The 20,378-nt window shown below is 33.0% G+C and carries 22 protein-coding genes and 2 tRNA genes; 10 read left to right on the top strand and 14 right to left on the bottom strand.

Annotated features, from left to right (window positions below; genetic code table 11):
* Window positions 1-36: 36 nt before the first annotated feature.
* From PQ463_RS14560 to PQ463_RS14550, 3 genes are all read right to left on the bottom strand, one after another.
* Window positions 37-996: a quinone oxidoreductase family protein gene (locus PQ463_RS14560; RefSeq protein WP_274254310.1), complete on the bottom strand. Its 960-nt coding sequence runs from the start codon at window positions 994-996 to the stop codon at window positions 37-39.
* A gap of 141 nt (window positions 997-1,137) precedes the next feature.
* Entirely contained in the window at window positions 1,138-1,521 is a 384-nt protein-coding gene (locus tag PQ463_RS14555) for a cupin domain-containing protein (protein ID WP_274254309.1), read from the bottom strand.
* A 552-nt stretch (window positions 1,522-2,073) separates the two neighbouring features.
* A complete protein-coding gene (locus PQ463_RS14550) occupies window positions 2,074-3,486 on the bottom strand; it encodes an aminopeptidase P N-terminal domain-containing protein (protein WP_274254308.1) in 1,413 nt (470 codons plus the stop codon).
* Window positions 3,487-3,745: 259 nt separating this feature from the next.
* Here PQ463_RS14550 and PQ463_RS14545 point away from each other — a divergent pair, with 259 nt between their 5' ends.
* Entirely contained in the window at window positions 3,746-4,183 is a 438-nt protein-coding gene (locus PQ463_RS14545) for an META domain-containing protein (RefSeq protein ID WP_274254307.1), read from the top strand.
* Between the two features lie 67 nt (window positions 4,184-4,250).
* Here the strand turns inward: PQ463_RS14545 and PQ463_RS14540 are convergent, their stop codons facing one another.
* From PQ463_RS14540 to msrB, 5 genes are all read right to left on the bottom strand, one after another.
* Entirely contained in the window at window positions 4,251-5,495 is a 1,245-nt protein-coding gene (locus tag PQ463_RS14540) for an RNA polymerase sigma factor (RefSeq protein WP_274254306.1), read from the bottom strand.
* Window positions 5,496-5,557: 62 nt separating this feature from the next.
* Complete coding sequence (locus PQ463_RS14535; RefSeq protein WP_111364290.1) at window positions 5,558-5,893, bottom strand: YciI family protein; 336 nt, start codon at window positions 5,891-5,893, stop codon at window positions 5,558-5,560.
* Between the two features lie 77 nt (window positions 5,894-5,970).
* Window positions 5,971-6,426, bottom strand: a complete 456-nt coding sequence (locus PQ463_RS14530) for a carboxymuconolactone decarboxylase family protein (protein ID WP_274254305.1) — start codon at window positions 6,424-6,426, stop codon at window positions 5,971-5,973.
* Window positions 6,427-6,793: 367 nt separating this feature from the next.
* Complete coding sequence (gene msrA / locus PQ463_RS14525) at window positions 6,794-7,399, bottom strand: peptide-methionine (S)-S-oxide reductase MsrA (RefSeq protein WP_274254304.1); 606 nt, start codon at window positions 7,397-7,399, stop codon at window positions 6,794-6,796.
* Window positions 7,400-7,406: 7 nt separating this feature from the next.
* On the bottom strand, window positions 7,407-7,961 hold the full coding sequence (gene msrB, locus PQ463_RS14520; RefSeq protein ID WP_274254303.1) for a peptide-methionine (R)-S-oxide reductase MsrB: 555 nt from the start codon (window positions 7,959-7,961) through the stop codon (window positions 7,407-7,409).
* Window positions 7,962-8,255: 294 nt separating this feature from the next.
* Here msrB and idi point away from each other — a divergent pair, with 294 nt between their 5' ends.
* The 7 genes from idi to PQ463_RS14485 all read left to right on the top strand — a co-directional run bounded on the left by idi (window position 8,256) and on the right by PQ463_RS14485 (window position 11,364).
* Complete coding sequence (idi, locus tag PQ463_RS14515) at window positions 8,256-8,783, top strand: isopentenyl-diphosphate Delta-isomerase (RefSeq protein ID WP_073408979.1); 528 nt, start codon at window positions 8,256-8,258, stop codon at window positions 8,781-8,783.
* Window positions 8,784-8,804: 21 nt separating this feature from the next.
* Window positions 8,805-9,215, top strand: coding sequence for a 6-carboxytetrahydropterin synthase (locus tag PQ463_RS14510; protein ID WP_111285162.1), 411 nt, complete (start codon window positions 8,805-8,807; stop codon window positions 9,213-9,215).
* Between the two features lie 3 nt (window positions 9,216-9,218).
* Window positions 9,219-9,677: a peroxiredoxin gene (locus PQ463_RS14505; protein WP_274254301.1), complete on the top strand. Its 459-nt coding sequence runs from the start codon at window positions 9,219-9,221 to the stop codon at window positions 9,675-9,677.
* A gap of 57 nt (window positions 9,678-9,734) precedes the next feature.
* Entirely contained in the window at window positions 9,735-10,703 is a 969-nt protein-coding gene (locus PQ463_RS14500) for a type I phosphomannose isomerase catalytic subunit (protein ID WP_274254300.1), read from the top strand.
* A gap of 57 nt (window positions 10,704-10,760) precedes the next feature.
* Window positions 10,761-11,027, top strand: coding sequence for a hypothetical protein (locus PQ463_RS14495; RefSeq protein WP_012022371.1), 267 nt, complete (start codon window positions 10,761-10,763; stop codon window positions 11,025-11,027).
* Window positions 11,028-11,103: 76 nt separating this feature from the next.
* Window positions 11,104-11,177: transfer RNA gene (locus PQ463_RS14490), tRNA-Thr, on the top strand.
* Between the two features lie 113 nt (window positions 11,178-11,290).
* A tRNA-Thr gene (locus tag PQ463_RS14485) sits at window positions 11,291-11,364 on the top strand.
* Between the two features lie 270 nt (window positions 11,365-11,634).
* Here the strand turns inward: PQ463_RS14485 and PQ463_RS14480 are convergent.
* From PQ463_RS14480 to htpG, 5 genes are all read right to left on the bottom strand, one after another.
* Window positions 11,635-12,891 (bottom strand): hydroxymethylglutaryl-CoA reductase, encoded by a 1,257-nt coding sequence (locus tag PQ463_RS14480; RefSeq protein ID WP_274254299.1) that lies wholly within the window; start codon window positions 12,889-12,891, stop codon window positions 11,635-11,637.
* 229 nt (window positions 12,892-13,120) lie between these two features.
* A complete protein-coding gene (locus tag PQ463_RS14475; RefSeq protein ID WP_274254298.1) occupies window positions 13,121-13,843 on the bottom strand; it encodes a DUF4369 domain-containing protein in 723 nt (240 codons plus the stop codon).
* Between the two features lie 132 nt (window positions 13,844-13,975).
* The gene (locus PQ463_RS14470; protein WP_274254297.1) at window positions 13,976-14,809 is read right to left on the bottom strand and encodes a hypothetical protein; all 834 of its coding nucleotides are present in this window, start codon (window positions 14,807-14,809) and stop codon (window positions 13,976-13,978) included.
* 305 nt (window positions 14,810-15,114) lie between these two features.
* On the bottom strand, window positions 15,115-15,789 hold the full coding sequence (locus PQ463_RS14465) for a hypothetical protein (RefSeq protein ID WP_274254296.1): 675 nt from the start codon (window positions 15,787-15,789) through the stop codon (window positions 15,115-15,117).
* Window positions 15,790-16,020: 231 nt separating this feature from the next.
* Window positions 16,021-17,904: a molecular chaperone HtpG gene (htpG, locus tag PQ463_RS14460; protein WP_274254295.1), complete on the bottom strand. Its 1,884-nt coding sequence runs from the start codon at window positions 17,902-17,904 to the stop codon at window positions 16,021-16,023.
* Between the two features lie 202 nt (window positions 17,905-18,106).
* On the opposite strand from htpG, the gene PQ463_RS14455 reads away from it, so the two are divergent.
* The gene (locus PQ463_RS14455) at window positions 18,107-18,613 is read left to right on the top strand and encodes a lipocalin family protein (RefSeq protein WP_274254294.1); all 507 of its coding nucleotides are present in this window, start codon (window positions 18,107-18,109) and stop codon (window positions 18,611-18,613) included.
* 19 nt (window positions 18,614-18,632) lie between these two features.
* A complete protein-coding gene (locus PQ463_RS14450; RefSeq protein ID WP_202005807.1) occupies window positions 18,633-19,328 on the top strand; it encodes a YiaD family glycine zipper/OmpA-like lipoprotein in 696 nt (231 codons plus the stop codon).
* Window positions 19,329-19,388: 60 nt separating this feature from the next.
* On the opposite strand, the gene PQ463_RS14445 is transcribed toward PQ463_RS14450, so the two are convergent.
* Complete coding sequence (locus tag PQ463_RS14445; protein WP_274254293.1) at window positions 19,389-20,246, bottom strand: thioredoxin family protein; 858 nt, start codon at window positions 20,244-20,246, stop codon at window positions 19,389-19,391.
* Window positions 20,247-20,378 lie beyond the last annotated feature (132 nt).

The following is a 20,378-nucleotide window of genomic DNA, read 5'->3' as shown; positions in this document are numbered from 1 at the left end:
ATTCGTGAAAATTGGTGTAATTCGTGGCGAAAAAAATTAAGGAATCAAAATAATTTTTCCTGTGCTTTTTCTGCTTTCTAAGAAATCATGAGCCAGTTTTCCTTCAGATAATTTGAACGATGTCGGTTCTGACAATTTGATTTTTCCTTCTGTAATCCAGTTGAATAGTTGAGTTGCTCTTTTAATTCGTTCTTCTTTAGAATTTAAATAACTCCATAAATCGCCACCTGTTAAAGTTTTTGAACCGTCCATTAGCATTCTCGGGTCTACATGTGCTGGGTCTCCGCCCGCCATGCCGAAGAAAACAACTTGTCCGCATTCTTTAGTGACTTCAAAACTTTCCATTAAAGTACTTCCGATACTGTCATAAACAACATCGACACCGTTTGGAGCTACTTTGAAAACTTGTGATTTCCAGTCTTCGTTATAAAGAAAAACATGATCTGCACCTTGTTCAAATCCGATTTTTGCTTTTTCTGCAGATGAGGTTAAGCCAATAACGTTTGCTCCAAGAAGTTTACTGATTTGGGTTAGAATCTGACCAACTCCACCAGCGACAGCGTGTACTAAAACAGTTTCTCCTTTAGCCGTTTTGTGACTGTCGGTTGCAAGATAGTGAGCCGTTAAACCTTGAAGTAAAACAGAAGCCGCAGTTTCAAAAGAAATATTTTCAGACAACGGAATAATGTGATTTACATTTACGGCAACCAATTCTGCATTGGCAAATGGTGCATCGGCAAAAGCCACACGATCTCCAATTTTATATTCCGAATGATTGTTGGCGTCAACCACAATCCCTGCTCCTTCATAACCAGCAATAAAAGGTGGATTTCCTTTTAAATGATAATTCCCTTTTCGACGATAAACATCAGCAAAATTTAATCCAATGGCTTTCATCTCAACTAAAATCTCATCCTTTTTTAATTGCGGATTAGGGATTTCTATATATTCTAAAACATCTGATTCTCCAAAAGAAGAAAAGGTAAGTGCTTTCATTTTTAGTTTTTTGAGTATACAAAGAACGGAAAATATATTGGCTCCATTTTAAAGATAATCTTAAAAATAAAAAAAAGTAACAACCTGAATTCAGGTTGTTACTTTGGGTTAAATTAAACAGGCTGAGATACCTGTAGTGGTTTATTTTTTAGCTTTAGGTTTTATTTCTGTTACAATCAAACTCACAGTTGTATCTCCTAAATTTTTTGCCATATGTGTAACAGCAGGTATGTACATGGCATCTCCGGCTTTAATATCTATAATAACAGGCGCTTTGCCTTTATCGGTTATTTCAATTTTTCCATCGGCCAATGCATAGATGGTGTGGTCAGGATGCTGATGCCATGGAATTGTTTCTCCCGGAGTAATCTCAACTTGCATTATTCTTACTCTTTCATTCTCAAGAAGTACTTTTTTATACGCGTTAGGCGCTGCTTTTAATGGGTCTTGCGCATAGATATTCATACTTAATATTAAAAGTAATAGTATGAATGGAGACATTAAATTCTTTGTAATTGTTTTCATTTCATTTCTTTTTTATTGGTTAAATTTTTCCAGAATTGTTTATTACATGTTCTTTTTGAGAACTTTGTCGTAGTTGTGTTTTATGAAAAAGACAAAGCTCTCTTGCAATGCATTTTTTAATTAATGCGAAGAGGCAGGATTTTCCTGATTCGAAAAATTACAGTTAGGATATTTAGCTAGAAAAACTGGATTTCATTTTGCAGATGTGAGATCCTTGGATTTAGGTACTGAAGATTCCCATATCGTCTGTTTGAATCCGTCGTTTTTTTTCGGCTTATCTTCACAGGTTTGGGAAATTGAAGTGCGATAAATAGTGTCCATTTTTGGGACTACTAATTTACGAAAAAAAGAGATGTGGAATGTTTTAAAATTGAATTATTAGTCTTGTTTTTTGTTGTAACTTATTTGTTTTTAGTTGTTTGTGTTGGTTTTGGCCTGAATATTCATGAAATTATATAGAAAAACCATTAGCAAATACTCTGTTATTTACTAATGGTTTGATAATTGTTTTTAGGTTTTATTTTTAGGTCGCCTTTAAAAACTTTTCAGGATTTATATTTTAGGCAATTTCATATCATTAAAAGTACTTTTCTGTTTGGCTAAAGCTTCGATATCTTGCCATTTTCTTGGAGAATCTGCAGAAAGGTTTTCGTATGAATCTTTTAGCATTAAAATATCATCTTCGATACGAACACCTATATTCCACCATTTTTTATCGCATTTGCTATTTGCCGGAATATAAATTCCAGGTTCTACAGTAAGAATCATGTTTTCTTTTATAAGAGTCTGTGGTCCATTGTAAGTTCCTTTGTCGTGAACATCTAAACCAAGAAAGTGTGAGCATGAGTGCGGATAATATAATTTTACATCTTTCGGATCTGTAATAATTCCTAATTTAATTAAACCTTTTGCTATTACATCTTTTGCAGTTTCGTTTAAAGCCACTAGCGGAGTTCCTTCTTTACAGATTTTAAAAACAGCTTCTTGAGCATCATAAACAATTTGATAAATCGCTTTCTGTTCTTCGGTAAATTTTCCGTTTGCTGGAATTGTTCTTGTTACGTCTGCAGAATAGCCATGATACTCAGAACCAACATCCATTAATAATAATTGATTGTCGATTTTTGTGGCATTGTTTTCCCAATAGTGCAAGATACATCCGTTTGCTCCAGCTCCTACAATTGGTCCATAGCCTTCGCCTTCTGCGCCATAATGCTTATGAATGTAGGCGTGAATTCCGTCGGCTTCGTTTTCGCTCATATCTGGACCTACAGCTTTCATCACTTCATTGTGGGCAACACAAGAAAGTTTTACTGTTTTACGCATCAAAACAAGTTCTTCAGGAGTTTTTATTTCACGAAGAGAACTGGTAATTTTATTGAATAATTCTGTTGAAGTTTCATTTTCTTGCGTAATTCCAGCTTTAGCTTTAAATGATTTTAATAATGCATATAAATTGTCAGGATTATTGTTTTCTGCAACATCTGTTGGGATTTTATCATAAATTATTTTATCAAATTTTGCAAAATCAATGGCAAACGCATTAAATTCTTTTCCGTTATAAACAGTTGTAAAGCCTAGTTTCGATTTTGCGCCTTCAACTCCCAAACGTCTGCCTGTCCACATTTCGTGCGCTGCATTTCTTTCTCTAACAAAAAGGACTTCATTGTATTTTTCTGATCCTTGTTCTTCTTTAAAAATTAACAATATTGCATTAGGTTCTTTATATCCTGATAAATAATACATGTCAGGATTTGCATGATAATTATAGTCGATATCTCTAGAAAAAACTCTTTCGGGGTAAGAAAAAACAACGGCAACCGAATTAGCAGGCATTAAAGCTCTAAAAGCTTCGCGGCGTCCTTGGTGAAATTCTTTTGTGAGATAATCTGTTGGAAGGTTTTCTTGCGAATGAGCAAATGGTGCTGTCAATGCAAATACAAACAAGAAGAGAAATTGTTTCATTTTTTGGTTTTTTATTGATGATTTTTGGTTTTTTGATCGACGCAAATTACAAAAAAAATAATGTCACTTGTTTTATTTTAAACATTTGAGAGATAAAACTTTAAATAAATTGTAGTAACTTAGAGACAGAGAATTACGGTTTATGCTAAAATTAAAACTTTGATAAACCTGTAACTGGGCACGAATATTGAGAAAAGAATTTTTATAGAATTATTTTATACTTCAAAAAACAAATTATAAATCTTTAAAATCCACTTTTATGAAAAAATACACATTAGCAGTCCTTTCAGTTTTAACTTTATTATTTGCTTCATGTACGGCGTCAAAATCTGCTTCTAATGATGGCGATTTATTTGGTACAACTTGGGAGTTGGAATATATCTCAGGGCCAAGAATTGCTTTTGAAGGATTATACCCAAATAAAAAACCACAGCTTACTTTCGATCAAAAAGAAACAAAAGTTTATGGCAATAACGGATGTAACGGTTACAGTGCGTCTTATACCTTAAAAGGAAAGTCTTTGACTTTTGGAGAAGAAGGGCCAACTACTATGATGTTTTGCGAAGGTGGAGGTGAACAAGTATTCTTAAAACAAATTAGACAAATTACAAGTTATTCTATTGATAAAGATGGGAAACTAAATTTAATTCAGGGCGATGTTCCGGTAATGAGATTTAAAAAAGTAGCTAAGCAATAGTCTTAAAAATCAGTATAAAAAAGGGGAAAAGATTTTTCATTTCCCCTTTTTTGTTTTTATGCTAAAGCTAATTGGTTTTCAACTTCAACTGCTCGATATTTTTGCTGATAATATTTTTATCGGATGCTGTTTTAGCTAAGCCAAATGCAGTTTCAAAATGCTGAAATGCTTTTTTTACGTCAATTTCAGAATAAAGATTTCCTAGTAGAGAATAATAAAAATGATTATCTGTTAAATTCAATTTTTCGGCTTCTTTGATTGCTTCTTCTTTTCCGTTTACTTTAGACAAAGCGTAAGTTCTGTTTAAAGCCACAATTGGCGAATATTCTAAAATGATCAGATTATTGTAGAGTTCCAGAATATTTTTCCATTTCTCTGTGGTTTCTTTTTTAATGGTGTGCCAATAAGCAATTCCGGCTTCTAAGTGATATTTTGAAAGTGTGTTTCCTGTTGAAGATTGGCTTAAAAAGTAAGTTCCTTTACCAATTAATTCCTGATTCCAAAGCGATTGATCTTGATCTTCATACAGAATAATTTCGCCATTTGAACCAGTTCGCGCATCAAACCTTGAAGAGTGAAAACACATTAAAGCCATCAAAGCATTGGTGTGAGGTAGATTGGTGCTTTCATTTTGAATTAATAAATAAGTCAGGCGCATGGCTTCGGTACAAAGATCTTTTCGTAAAGTGGTGTTTTGCGAAATAGAGTAGTAGCCTTCAGAATAAAGCAGGTAAATGGTTTTTAGAACGGTTTGAATTCTGTCTTTTATTTCGGAATTGCTGGGATTCTGAATTTTTATATTTTCTTCTTTGAGTTTTTCTTTGGCTCGATTAATTCTTTTATAAATGACCTCTCTGTTGGACAAAAAGGCATCAGAGATTTCATTTATTCCAAAACCGCATAGTAAATTTAAGGCAAGAGCAATTTGCGCTTCTTCAGAATTACACGGATTGCAAACCGTGAAAATCATAGCAAGTTGACTGTCGGCAATATTTTGATCAGACAAATCAATGTCTATTTCAGGATTGTTTAGTGGTGTATTATGTTTTATTTCGGAAACTATTTTGGTTTCAAAAACGTTATTTCTTTTTAGGTGATTTTTGGTTTTGTTTTTGGCAACTGTATAAAGCCAAGCAGAAGGGTTTTCGGGAATTCCTTTAATTGCCCAAGTTTCTGAAGCGGTGAGGAAAGTATCGCTTACAATATCTTCTGCAATTTCGATATGTTGAATTCCGAATAAGCTGCAGAGAACTGAAACTATTTTTTGATATTCGGTTCGGAATAAATTGGGTAAAAGTTCTTTGTGCTCCATATTTTTAAGAAAAAATGCCTGAGTAAAGATACAAAGGCATTTTTATTTCATTTGGTTTATTATTAAACACCCATTCTAATTTCGACATTTCCGCCAAAATTTAAAACTGGACATCCTTGTGCAATTTCGGCTGCCTCGTCATAATCTTTGGCTTTAATGATTATTAAGCCGCCGATTGATTCTTTAATTTCAACAAATGGACCATCAGTTACTCCTTTAGAATTGACTAGTTTTCCTTGTCCGTCCCAACGCTGTAAAGGTCTCGCCAGTTTATCTTGAGCGGCAAGGCTTCCAAACCAGTTTTGCCATTGTTGCAGGTGCTGTTGGTATTCTTCTGGAGAAGGCTGTGCCTCTTTTGTTTTAAAATCTCTTCTGAAAATCAATAAAAACTCATTCATTTTTTATGTTTTTATAATTGAATAATCTGCTTTAAGTTGTATAAAGTTAAATGTTTTTAGAAAATAAAAATCAATTATTATTTTCCAAACTGGCCAACTCTATAAGTTCCTGGTACATTGGCAAAAGTAATATTAAGACGATTCCAAGCATTAATTGCTGCGACTGCAAGTGTAAGATCTATTAATTCTTGCTCTGTAAATTCAGCTTTTGCAATTTCGTAAATCTCGTCTGGAACATCGCAGGCATTTACTGCTTCTGCTAGAGCAAGAGCAACTCTTTCTCTTTTTGTATAATAAGGAGCTTCTCTCCAAACGCTTAATCCAAATAAACGCTGTGCTGTTTCTCCAGCGGCCAAAGCTTCTTTTGAATGCATGTCTAAGCAATAACCGCAATTGTTGATTTGAGAGATTCTGAAATTTATTAATTCCATAAGAGAAGCTTCGATTGAACCTTTTTTCAAGTAACCGCTGATTCCAAATAATGTGCTAACTGCTTTTTGACCTTGTTCGAATAAATTAAGTCTAGTTTCCATGATGTATATTTTTTAATTGTTTATACCCTAATAACAATCGAACTTTCAGGATTGGACAAAAAAGATGAAAAAAAATAAAATATTTTTTCAATTAAAAGAAAACCCCAATGTTTATAAGGGTTAGTAAACAAAAAAAAAGGATGATTAAATCGAAGAATTTATAAAATAATCTTGTCAGCAAGCCCCAGCGGGGTAAAATATGTATAGAATTTCATAAGACAAATAAAAAAAAGCTCCGGAGGAGCGACATATATTTTATAATCTAATATATGTCGCTCCTCCGGAGCTTTATATTGTAAAAAACGTTTTTGCTATAAATATTTCGCTCCTCTGGAGCTTTCCAAAAGATAGAAGCGGTTAATATTCTTTATTTCTTTTTCAGCTTATCTTTAAAAACCTTTTCAAACTTTTCTATTTTCGGCTGAATCACCATTTTGCAATAGGGTTGATTTTTATTGTTTGAATAATAATTTTGATGATAATCTTCTGCTTTATAAAAAACTTTAAAAGGTTCCACTTTTGTCACAATTGGACTGTTATAAACCTTCGCTTTATTCAATTCTGCAATAATGCTTTGAGCCGCTTTTCTCTGTTCGTCATTTTTATAGAAAATAACAGAACGGTATTGCGTTCCTACATCTGCTCCTTGACGATTTAAAGTTGTTGGGTCGTGAACGGTAAAAAAGACTTTGAAGATTTCATTAATATCAGTTACATTTTTGTCGTAAGTAATTTGGACAACTTCGGCATGACCCGTTTCTCCTGTGCAAACTTCTTCGTAAGTTGGATTTGCTATTTTTCCGCCAGAAAATCCAGAAACAACAGATTTTACTCCGTCCAAATTTTCGTAAACGGCTTCAACACACCAATAGCATCCTCCGCCTAGTGTTATAGTTTCTAGATTCGCTTTTTTGTTTTGGGAAATGCCATTTAGCGAAAGCGCAAAAAGACACATTAAAAGTATATTTTTCATTTTGTGATTATTTAGTATCAGGAATAAAATCAAGAGCAATCGAATTCATGCAGTAGCGTTTTCCTGTAGGAGCAGGACCATCGTCAAATATATGTCCTAAATGCCCGCCACATCGTCCGCAAAGCGTTTCAGTTCTTTCCATTCCAAGTGAATTATCTTCTTTAAACACAATGCTTTTTTTGTTCTCTTGTTCAAAAAAACTTGGCCATCCGCAACTACTTGAAAATTTTGCTGTAGATCTAAAAAGCAAGTTTCCGCAAGAAGCGCAGTAATACGTCCCTTTTTCGTCAGTATTCCAATATTTTCCTGTAAAAGGTCTTTCTGTGTCGGCTTCGCGCATTACAGCATAAACATCTTCGGGAAGTACTTTTTTCCATTCGGCATTGCTTACATTTAGTTTCGTTGTGTCGGTATTTGAATAATAAGGATTTCCGGGTTTACTGATTTTATTTTCCATAACAGCAGTTTGTGCAGTTTGTTTTTTAGTGTTTTGTCCGCAGGCTTGTAAAATAAAAAGCGGAATCAAAAAACAAAGGCTGAAAATTAGGTTTTTAGATTTCATAAGTTCTTAGGTGTATTAATCTGTATATCAAAGATACGTTGAGAACTAGCTTCAAAGTACAGACTGTGTTATTATTGAGATTTTTTTAAGTGTGTTTTAACTTTTTATTAGTTACGTAAAACAACGCAATGTAGTTTTTATGTCTTAATTTTAACTGCTTTTAAAATTTAGCATAAAATATAACGTTGTAAATCAGTAGAATAGAAATAGGATGAAAAGCTTAACTTTTGCCAAACGGAATTAGCATTTTTAAGCCATTTCTTTTTTCGTATTTTTGTTTGCTTAAGAAGCCTTATGACAGAAGAAAACGTAATACTAGTTAATCAGAACGATGAACAGATTGGCTTGATGCCAAAATTAGAAGCACATGAAAAAGCGCTTTTGCACCGTGCCTTTTCGGTTTTTATTTTAAATAGTAAAAACGAAATTATGCTGCAGCAGCGTGCTCATCATAAATATCATTCTCCGTTGCTTTGGACAAACACTTGCTGCAGTCATCAGAGAGAAGGAGAAACAAACATTGAAGCGGGAAGTAGAAGGTTGTTTGAAGAAATGGGATTTAAAGCTGAATTGAAAGAGCTATTTCATTTTATCTATAAAGCACCTTTTGATAATGGTTTGACAGAACATGAGCTGGACCATGTTATGATTGGTTATTATAATGAGGAACCAAACATAAATCCTGACGAAGTTGAAGACTGGAAATGGATGAGTATTGAAGATGTTAAAGCAGATATTGAAAAACAGCCTGAAATTTATACCGTATGGTTTAAGATAATTTTTGACGAATTTGATCATTATCTAGAAGACCATAAATTATAGCCAAACTAACCAAAAACATAAATGAGAGTAACCATATCAAGAAAAGCACATTTTAATGCTGCACATCGACTGCATCGAAAGGATTGGTCGTTTGAAAAAAACGATGCTGTTTTTGGAAAATGCAATAATCCTAACTTTCATGGTCACAATTATGGTTTAACAGTAAGTGTTACAGGAAAGATTGACCCGGAAACTGGTTTTGTTCTCGATGTGAAAGTATTAGCGGATATTATACGAGAAGAAGTAGAAATTCCGTTTGATCACAAAAATCTTAATCTGGATGTTCCAGAATTTGCAGATTTGAATCCGACCGCAGAAAATATTGCTGTTGTGATATGGAATAAAATTAGACAACGAATTCACACTGACTTTGATCTTGAAGTTGTGCTGAACGAAACGGACCGAAATTTTGTAACTTATAAAGGAGAATAAAAAATGTCATTAAAAATAGGAGATATAGTTCCGAATTTTACTGCGAAAGACAACAATGGTGAACTTTTTGAAAGCCAAAGCGTTTTAGGAAGAAAGCCGCTGGTGATTTATTTTTACCCAAAAGATAATACGCCAGGATGTACAACCGAAGCTTGCAGTTTTCGGGATCAATATGAGGATTTTAAGGATTTGGGGGCTGAGGTAATTGGTATTAGCAGCGATAGTGTAAAGTCACATCATAAATTTGCTGTTAAACATAAATTACCTTTTATTTTGCTTTCAGATCAGGATAAAAGATTAAGAAAACTTTTTGGTGTTCGTAATATTTTATTTGGACTTCTTCCAGGACGCATTACCTATATAATTGATAAAAATGGACTGGTGATTTCGATATTTGATAGCGCAAATGCTGCTAAACATATACCAAAAGCCTTAGAAGCCGTACAGGAATTAGTATCATAGAAAACCAAAATAGTATCAGAATAGAATTAATTAAACAAATATATTAGCCTAAAAAACATGAGTCAAAATTTATACCCTTTGCAATTTGAACCGATTTTGAAAGAAAGAATCTGGGGAGGAGAAAAATTAAAAACAATTCTAAACAAACCAATCGTTTCTAAAATTACGGGCGAAAGCTGGGAATTATCTACTGTACAAGGAGATGTAAGTGTGGTTGCAAATGGAGTTTTAAAAGGAAAATCTTTAATGGATTTAATCGATGAAACACCAGACGCTATTTTAGGAACTAAAGTTTATGAAAGATTTGGAAAACAATTTCCGCTTCTTTTTAAATATCTAGATGCAAGAGAAGATCTTTCTATTCAGGTGCATCCAAACGATAAATTGGCAAAGGAACGTCACAATTCATTTGGTAAAACTGAAATGTGGTACGTAATGCAAGCTGATGCAGATGCTAGGATTATTGTTGGTTTTAAAGAAGATTCTAGTAAAGAAGAATATTTGAAACATTTGCACGACAATACCTTGGTTTCGATCTTAGATGATGTGAAAGCAAAATCAGGAGATGTCTTTTTCTTAGAAACTGGAACTGTTCATGCAATTGGAGCAGGATTGGTAGTTGCAGAAATTCAGCAGACATCTGATATTACGTATAGATTATATGATTTTGACCGTGTAGATGCTCAAGGAAACAAAAGAGAATTACATGTAGATTTAGCTTTAGATGCTATAAACTACAATAAAGTTGATACACAAAAGAAATACGATTCAAAAACTAATACATCAAATGTTGTTGTAGATTGTCCTTATTTCACGACAAATTTTATTCCATTAGAAGATAAAGTAACAGTTTCGAAATCTGGAGAAACATTTACAGTTTATATGTGTATTGAAGGAAGCTTCGAAATCGAATATGACGGATTCAAGCAGGCTTACAAAAAAGGAGATACCGTTTTGGTGCCAGCTGCAATAAAAGCATTTAATTTGAGTGGAAAAGCTTCAATTTTAGAAATTTACATTTCTTAACACTTATTCTAAAGATAATATGTACTTTTGCAAACGCAAATTAAAATTATAATAAAAATGGCAAACGTTAAAAATTTAAAGAAAGACATCAATTTTGTATTAGGAGATATTATTGAGGCAGTTTACTTGTTTGAGATGTCTACAACAGGAAATCCTACTCCAGAAACGAATGCTTTAATCGATGAAGCTATCGCTGCATTCGATACTTTGATTACAAAAGTGAACGCTAAGAACGTTGAAAATAAAAAAGCACACTTCAAACAAATCAATGTTGAATTAGAACAAACTGCTAATCAATTGATTGAAAAAATCAACGCGCTTTAAGCAAAAAAAAGTGTAAAAAAGTGCAAAAATATTTTGGGAAATTGAAAAACCGCTTTATATTTGCACCCGTAATGACGCCGATGTAGCTCAGCTGGCTAGAGCAGCTGATTTGTAATCAGCAGGTCGTGGGTTCGAGTCCCTCTATCGGCTCAAAAAAACGGAAACCATCACAGAAATGTGGTGGTTTTTTTAATTATAGAGAGAGGTGTGAAATTTTTTTTGGAATATTAAAAAACATTTATATCTTTGCACTCGCAAAATAGGCCGATGTAGCTCAGCTGGCTAGAGCAGCTGATTTGTAATCAGCAGGTCGTGGGTTCGAGTCCCTCTATCGGCTCAAAAACCATCACAGAAATGTGGTGGTTTTTTTTTTGTTCAAAAAAAAATAAATTCCAATATTTAAAATTCCAAATTCCAAATCTTGACAAATTCCAAATCTTGACAAATTCCAAATCTTGACAAATTCCAATACTTAAAATTCCAAATTATCATCTTTGTCAAAGTTTGAACTTTGACAAAGATGATAAAAATAAAAAATTCCAAATTTCAGTTCGAGTTAAGAATTGGAATTTGGAATTTGGAATTTGAATTTTAGGATTTAATTAATTTATCTTCCCAGTGTTTGGTGTGCAGCCGTAAATTGTCCTGATGACATTGCTGCCAAAATTGAAAGCTCACCAGTTAAGCAGACGGCAATTGCGATTTCAGCAAATTTGCCACTCTTTCCGGCTCCGTAACAGTCCAACAGCTCAAGACACTCTCTTTGAGTCGGAAATGAAGTTCCGCCGCCAACCGTACCTACAATCATATTTGACATTGTAATGGCAAAATAAATGTCGTCATCTTCAGTGATTTCCATTCGCGTTACAGCAACAGAAGCTTCACCTGTACAGGCGACATCTTGTCCGCAGGCAATAAACAAAGCTGCAAGTCCATTAGAAGGATGCATTCCGCCGCCCACTACACCTGCTTTTTTTGCTCCAGAAACGCATATTCTCCATTGTTCGTGCAATAATGCCGGAGTTGTCTTTAAAACCGATTTAATGACCTCTTTTTTCAATACGATTTCTGCAGTAACTTTTTTTCCGCGAACTCTGGTATTTAAGGGGCTTATTTTTTTGTCGCCAGAAAAATTACCTTCAATAGTCCAGAAAACAGGTTTTATTGGGCAGTTTTCCAAAATATATTGGCATATTCTATCCGAACAAATTGTTACCATGTTTTGACCCGAAGCATCGCCTGAAGTAAATTCAAATTTTAAGATTAGAATGTTTCCTTCGATATTAATGCCTATGTCATTTAAAATGGCATAATTGCTGGTTTCTCTAGTTAGTGCAGAAAAGGTTTCGGTGTGATCTAAAACCCATGAGACAAATTTACCTAGTTCAATAACGGTTTTAAACTTAAAGGTTGGGGTTCTCTGCACGCCTTCCTGAAGTGTGACAACAGTTATAGGGCCAGATTCTCTACAGGCTTTTGCACCTCTATTGTAAGAGGCTAATAATGCGCCTTCGGTTGTGGCGAGAGGAACGTAGAAAGGGCCTTGGGCGAGGCTTCCGTTTATTACTAATGGCCCAATAATTCCGGTAGGAATCTGGCTCATTCCGATGTAATTTTCTATGTTGCCTTTAAGACTTTCGTTGTTAGTGAATACCTTTTCTCCAGAAAGAAAATCTAGGTCTAAGTTTAATTGGCTGCGAATAAAATTTAGACGTAATTTTTGACCATTTAAAGTGTAAGGTTCTTGGTCTGGAATTTTTTCTGCTTGAGAATGTTTTGGATTATAAGATTCTAATTTGTGAAAAACAGACGAATCAATATAATCATACTTAGGTCGACTGATGTTGCTGATTAAATTTTCCATAAATGTAGTTTTTTAGTTTAAGGCTAAGTTATTACAAATCAATATAATATATATGTGTATTCTGACAATTTAACTTTTAATTGTTTAATTGTCAGGTATTTATGAAAATAAAGATCGATTGTAAAAAAAAGGGCATAAAAAAATCCTGTTCTTTTAAAAACAGGATTTATGAGAAGACGGAAAAAAATGTATTTTTTAGTTGTAACTTATTGTTTTTTATGTAATTAAGTTAGTTAGGTTGCTCGCTTTTCTTAATTTCAGCAACATACTTTGTCAATTTTTTTCCATAAAGTGATTGAGCTACTTTTGGAGTCATTGATTTTTGAATCGTATCAAGAAACTTCAAATTGATATCATAAATCTCTGCTAAAGCAATATAAGGTGCTACTTCGTGATCTTTATTGTTGATGGCAAAGTTTGTAGCGTATAAATATTTTCTTTTGATGTTTGACTGTTGTTTGGCGTCAATACTGTCAATTGCTTTCTGATCTTTTCTCTTTAATGCTTTAAATTTTGATTCAACCATTGAAAGGTTTTCATCTCTAAAACGAGTATTTATTTTTTGATATTCTTCGTATAATTCTTGGTTTTTAGATCCAGTAATTTTTGCGCCAGCGATGAAGTTATCCAAATTGGTATCAATATTAATATTTCCCGGTTCAGCAAAGAATAAAATATTATTGTCTAATGAATTTGTTACACCTCGATCTAAATATAAATATAACATTTCAGGAGATTCTAATTTAATGTCCCTTTCAAAAGCTGAATTTCCATCAATTTTAATACTATCAATAGCAACAAGTGAAGTGTCAACAACTCTTTGGATATATAAAGTTCCGGTTTTTAAACCTTTAATGTTTCCTGTGATGTGTAAATTATCAGCAGCTGTTTCTTTTTTGCTGCAAGATGCTAATACTGCAAGAGTAACAAAAGCAATTAATGTTTTTTTCATTGGTTTTTGAGATTTTGGTGCAAAATAAAGAAAATAGTTTAAATGTAAAGAGATGGCTGTTTTATTTTTATAAAAAAAAATAATCCCAATCTATTTCTAAATTGGGATTTTAAAATCATGCAGGAAAAGGTCTTACATCGATAAATTGAATGAAGAGCCGTTCTCGTGCGTATACGTATAAATTGCATCACAGTCGTTATTTCCGTAATCGATCACACCGTTTAAAATGCCTCCTTGAACTTTTAATTGTCCTTTAGAAATAAATAGACATGAATATTTTTTAATAAGCGGTTCCTTTACAGTCAAAGTAAGTGTTTCTCCATTTGAAGCAGTTACTGTATGGGTTCCTTCTGTAACTTCGTATACATTATCAGATAAAACAAAAGGCGTATCTACACCCGCTGTTTGTTTAGTAGTGTAAATTCCAGAATTAGTATAAACTCCGCCCTGTAGATCAGTTAATTTACCATTAGTTACTTTTCTGGTCCATTGCGGTATAGTAGGAGTGGTGGTAGTATTGGTATATTCAATCGTTCCTTCTAGTTTGATACCTTTTATAGAGTAGTCAATTCTTTCAATTGTCATTTTACTTCCTGTTGTAGTAATTGGTCCTGAAAGAGTTACTTTTAGTTTTCCTTTTCGTAGAAGATTATTTCCGTCTGTGCATCCCGCTGTTCCAAAATCGGCTAAAAAGACTTTAGGATAATCTGTTCCGTTTGGTGTAGTAATGGTAATTGTTGCGCAAATTCCAGGAGCTGTTTCAGCGGTTTTTCCTGTCGTTGAGGTGCTTGTGCTGATTAAAAGACCAGTGTTAAGATCCATTTCGTTTGAAGTGTCAACAGCAACTGAAGCCCCAATACCTGTAAGGCTTGTTGAAACGGTATCTTCATGATTGTCACTTGAACAAGAAACGTATAAAAGTGCTGTTGCACAAATAGCGGTTAATAAAATAGCAGTTTTTTTCATAATGGGTTTTGTTTTGGATTAGATTAATAAGGCATTCAAATGTAATAAAAAAAATAAATTGCAAATAAAAAATCCTGTAATGCTTAGATTACAGGATTTTATAACGTTTTTTTGAAGAAAAAATTATGATAAGCGCTTTTAGCTTCTCTTGTTTTTTTGATTCCTCCTAATCAAAGTGATTTGAAAATTCTACTGTCTTTTGTGTTTATGAAAATTTCCGAAATCAAAGTTTAGGCGAGTATAATTTGTTGTTTTGTGTAAAAAAAAAGAGTTTTTTATAATTGAGCTAATACGAAGTGGAGAAACTAGCTTTTTTGCGCTTCAACTCCTTTTGTTGCATAATCTAGATATCCGAAGATTGAATAATCAACAAACATATTACCTGTTAAATCTGGCACATCTTGTTTGTCTCTAATTCCATTAGGGTAATCTAATTTTTCTATAAAAGAGCTTAAATAATAACCGACTTGGTCGTCTTTCTTGTTTTTTGCTATGTCTAAAATTGCTCCAACAACCAATTTAGAAAGTTCAACAACAGCACCGCTTATAGGGTTGCTTGTTTTTGCTAGAACTTCAATGCCTTTTGTTATGACATTAATATTTGAATCTGTTAAAACGGCTTTAATTAAAGCAGCATTATCTCGCATTTTTTTATCCAATTCAACTCCAACTATTTGCCAGCTAAAATCTTGTGGTATTTTATCATCTTTGTAAACAATATAGCCAGTATCGCCAAATGTGATGATGCTTTTGTCTTTTACTTTATAAATTGTCATTAATATTCTCGACTGAATGACCTGAGATACAGAGTCCTTTATGATTTCTTTCTTTCGGTTTTCGTCATTAGTTTCAAAAAACTCATTCAAATTTGGAAGACTATCACTTGATTGGTTTATAAAACTCATAAATTGTATTTCTCCTTTTCCAATCAGATCTCCATTTTTAATAATTCTTAACTTATTTAATCTAACGTAGAACATATTTTAAAAATTTAATTGCCTACTCGTTTTAGGATTTTTGGCTGGCTCCTCTTGATTTTTTAAAATGGGTTTAAAGTATTGTGCATTTGTTTTGTGGATTAATTAAAACAAAGGTTAAAAGTAAAAGATTAATTTGGATTTGAGTCGGGTGTAACTACTTGAATTTTAATCAATAAAAAAAATCCTGCAAAACTTAATTTGCAGGATTTCTGAGTTTTATTTTTCGAATGATTATTTAATCATTTCAAAACTTCTTTTAACAAACGCAGTAAGCGCTTCACCTTTTAAAAGGTTTTGAGATAATTTAGCTAAGTCTAAAGCTTGTTTTACTAAATGTTCTTGATGCGTTTTGTCTTCAGTATTTAAAATATTTGAAGCTAAATCAGAATTTGTATTTACAACCAAATTGTACATTTCTGGCATATTACCCATTCCGAACATTCCGCCGCCGCCAGTCTGGCTCATTTCTTTCATTCTTCGCATAAATTCTGGCTGCGTGATAATGAATGGAGCCGCTTGAGAATCCATAGCTTCTAGCTGAACGCTGTATGCTTTTGGAATATAGGCTTCTAAAGAAGTTTTTAAAGCTGCTTTTTCGTCATCAGATAATTTAGAAATAGTGTTTTCTTCTTTTTTGATCAAGTTGTCAATATGATCAGAGTCAACACGTACAAAAGTTAATCCGCTATTATCGTTTTCGATTTTCTGGATTAAATGCGAAATAATCGGAGAATCTAAAAGCAATACTTCGTATCCTTTTTCTTTTGCTGCTTCAATATAAGAGTGCTGTGCATCTTTGTTTCCAGCATAAAGAACTACAAGCTTACCATCTTTATCAGTTTGGTTTTCTTTTAGTTTTTCTTTTAATTCTTCTAAAGTAAAATAAGTATCATCTACAGTTGGATATAAAACAAATGCACCTGCTTTTTCGTAAAACTTCTCTTCAGAAAGCATTCCGTATTCTAAAACGATTTTAATATCGTTCCATTTTGCTTCAAAATCAGTACGGTTTTCGTTAAATAAAGCTTTTAATTTATCTGCTACTTTACGAGTAATGTAGTTAGAAATTTTCTTAACCGCACCATCAGCCTGTAATCCAGAACGAGAAACGTTTAACGGAATATCTGGAGAATCGATCACACCTTTTAGCATCGTCAAGAATTCAGGAACAATTCCTTCTACGTTATCTGTAACGTAAACTTGGTTTTGATACAGCTGAATTTTATCTTTCTGGATCTGCATGTCATTTCCTAATTTTGGGAAATACAAAATACCAGTTAAGTTAAAAGGATAATCGACATTTAAATGAATGTGGAATAATGGCTCCTCAAACTGCATTGGATACAATTCTCTGTAGAAGTTTTTGTAATCTTCATCAGATAATTCAGAAGGCTGTTTTGTCCAAGCTGGATTTGGATTGTTAATGATGTTGTCAGTTTCAACAGTTTCATTAACGTAATCTTCTGGAGCATCTTCTGGTTTTGGAAGCGTTTCAGTTCTTGTTCCGAATTTAATCGGAATAGGCATGAATTTGTTGTATTTGTTTAATAAGCCACTGATTTTAGAATCGTCTAAGAACTCCAAAGAATCTTCTGCAATATGAAGAATGATTTCTGTACCACGTGAAGTTTTGTCAGCTGGTTCTAAAGTGAATTCAGGACTTCCGTCACATGTCCAGTGTGCAGCCGGTTCATCTTTGTACGATTTTGTAATGATTTCAACTTTTTCAGCTACCATAAAAGCAGAGTAGAAACCAAGACCAAAATGTCCAATAATTCCAGAATCTTTAGCAGAATCTTTGTATTTGTCTAAGAATTCTTCAGCACCAGAAAACGCTACTTGATTAATGTATTTTTCAACTTCATCAGCCGTCATACCTAAACCTTGGTCGATAATGTGGATTTTTTTACCTTCTTTGTCCACTTTAACTTCGATAATCGGGTTTCCGTATTCAACTTTAGCTTCGCCAATGCTGATAAGATGTTTTAATTTTAAAGTAGCATCAGTACCGTTAGAAACAAGCTCACGCAAGAAAATTTCGTGGTCACTGTACAAGAACTTTTTAATTAAGGGAAAAATGTTTTCTACTGAAACATTAATTTTACCTGTTGCCATATTTTTTAATTTTTGATTTAATTTGATGATTTTCATTTGTTCAAATAGAATACCAATTGTTTTTTGGGTGACAAAATGTCGGAAATGTTAATTTTGAAAGAAAATAATTGGATTCTAGAACTAAAAATATCTCAACGAATCGTATATTTGTGGTACAATAATTGTTAAAAAGACAAATATTAATCTAAAAAAATTGTACAAAATGAAGAAGAGTATTTTAATGTGTATGATTGCCGCTCTATTTTTTGCGTGTAAATCATCTTCGTCCACAACAGCTTCATCTTCTGAGGCTACTACACTTTCAACTAAACTTGACAAGAAAACGCAGGTAGCCCTAAAAGGAAATTGGGTTCTAACTAATGTATCTTATCCTGGTTCAGATTATATCAAAGTAAATTCTTTTGATCTTGCCGATTCTAAATGTTTTATTGGAAGTACTTGGAGTTTTATTTCTAATAATAATAAAGGAAATATGGCTTTAACATCACCAAGTTGTACTGGATTTTCTTCTCCAATTGTATGGAGTATAAACAGCCAAGGTTTGTTTGTGCTTAAAATTCTTAATGCAGGCGAAAAAGCTAAAAAAGTAAGAGATGGTTATTTGCTAAAAGTTGCTGGAGTAACTGAAAGTTCATTTCAGTTAGTAGATAATATAAATGTTGGAGGTCAGGTAAAAGATGTGGTCTACCAATTTCAAAGAGCTAATTAATATTTTAAAGGTATAAAAAATGAGAAAGATAAAGGTTTTAGGATTAAGTAGTTTACTGGTATTAGCTAGCTTTTTTACAAGTTGCGATTCAGTAAAAAATGCCAATAATACACAAAAAGGAGCTGGAATTGGTGCTGTTGCAGGTGGTGTTATTGGAGGTATTCTAGGAAATAATATTGGTCGAGGCGGTAACGCTGCACTAGGAGCGGTAATTGGAGCTGCTGTAGGTGGTGGAACTGGAGCTTTGATTGGAAATAAAATGGATAAGCAAGCTCGTGAAATCGATCAGGCGCTTCCAGGTGCTGATGTTGAAAGAGTTGGTGAAGGAATTCACTTGACTTTGAACGAAAACGCTGTTCGTTTTGATACTAATAAATCAACTTTAACTACTCAAGCAAAAGCTAATTTAGATAAGTTGATCCCTGTTTTTACAGATTACGGAGATACTAATATTGAAATTTTTGGTTATACTGATAATACTGGTAAACCAGAATATAACTTGACGCTTTCAGGACAAAGAGCCGCTTCTGTTCAAGCTTATTTAGTTTCTAAAGGATTAAAAGCAAGCCGTTTTAAAACTTCAGGTTTAGGAATTGCAGATCCGATTGCAACAAATGACACTCCAGAAGGAAGAGCGCAAAACCGTCGTGTTGAATTCTCTATTACAGCAAACGACAAAATGGTAAATGATGCAAAAGCGGAGGCTGGGAAATAATTTCAAAACAAAATAAAATATAAAAAAAAGCTGCTTCATAATTGAAACAGCTTTTTTTTGTTAATGATTCTTTTGCTTTGATTTTTCGTAAAAAGCATAAAGTTGATTGCAGTTTTCAATGACATTTTCTAAATCATTTTCTTTTAGAAATTTTTCTACAACAACTGCCTCTTCAGAATTGTTCTTAATGGATAAGTATTTTAAAAACCAATATTGATAATCGTTCAATTCGTTAATTTCTTCTGCTTTAATTGCTGATATTTTTTTGTTCAGCTTTTCAAAATCAAAGCGATATGCTAATTCGTAAAGGACTAAAAGTTCAAGTTTTTGTTTCTTTTGCAAATAGTTTTCGTCACTTTTCTTTAATTCATCTTTAGCATCTTTTAAATATTCATTAGCAACACGAACTATTCTTCCTTTAATATTGTTATTTACTAATAGAGAATAATTGTAATATTTCTGCGATATCCGAATAGCTGTATTGTATTTTTGAGTTTGGTAGAAACCAATTAATTCTGTGGCTAGATATTCTGTAGATAAACTATATTGTATTAATTCTCTTCTTAGATCAGAAGCAGTTTGATAACCTGTAAATTGATGAATAATTTTTCCGTTAGGATCAATAATAAATATACTGGGAAGAAGCCTAATCTGGTATTTATAAGCAATGTCCCGATTCACATCGACATCTATTTTTAAGGTTACAAAATCTTTAAGAATTGTTTGAATCTGGACATCATTCCAAGCATTTAAATCCATTTGCTTGCAAGGACCACACCATTTTGCAGTAAAATCTACAAGTATCAGTTTGTGTGTGCTTAAAGCTGCCTTTTGGGCATCTTCCATAGAAGTAAACCACGCTGCCTCAATTCTATATGATGTAAAAAGCAATATTATTAAAGGGAGCAATTTTTTCATAAATTAATTATAAATTTCAAACAAATAAAGTAAAAAAAAGATTACAGATAAAATTATGATGTTAATTTTTAAATAATTTTTCTGACAATAAACTTACTTAAGAAGAGTTTCATAATTGAAGCAGCTTTTTTT

Origin of the sequence: Flavobacterium sp. KACC 22763 (assembly GCF_028736155.1) — a bacterium.
GTDB lineage: Bacteria > Bacteroidota > Bacteroidia > Flavobacteriales > Flavobacteriaceae > Flavobacterium.
This window is presented reverse-complemented; position numbering and strand designations above follow the sequence as displayed.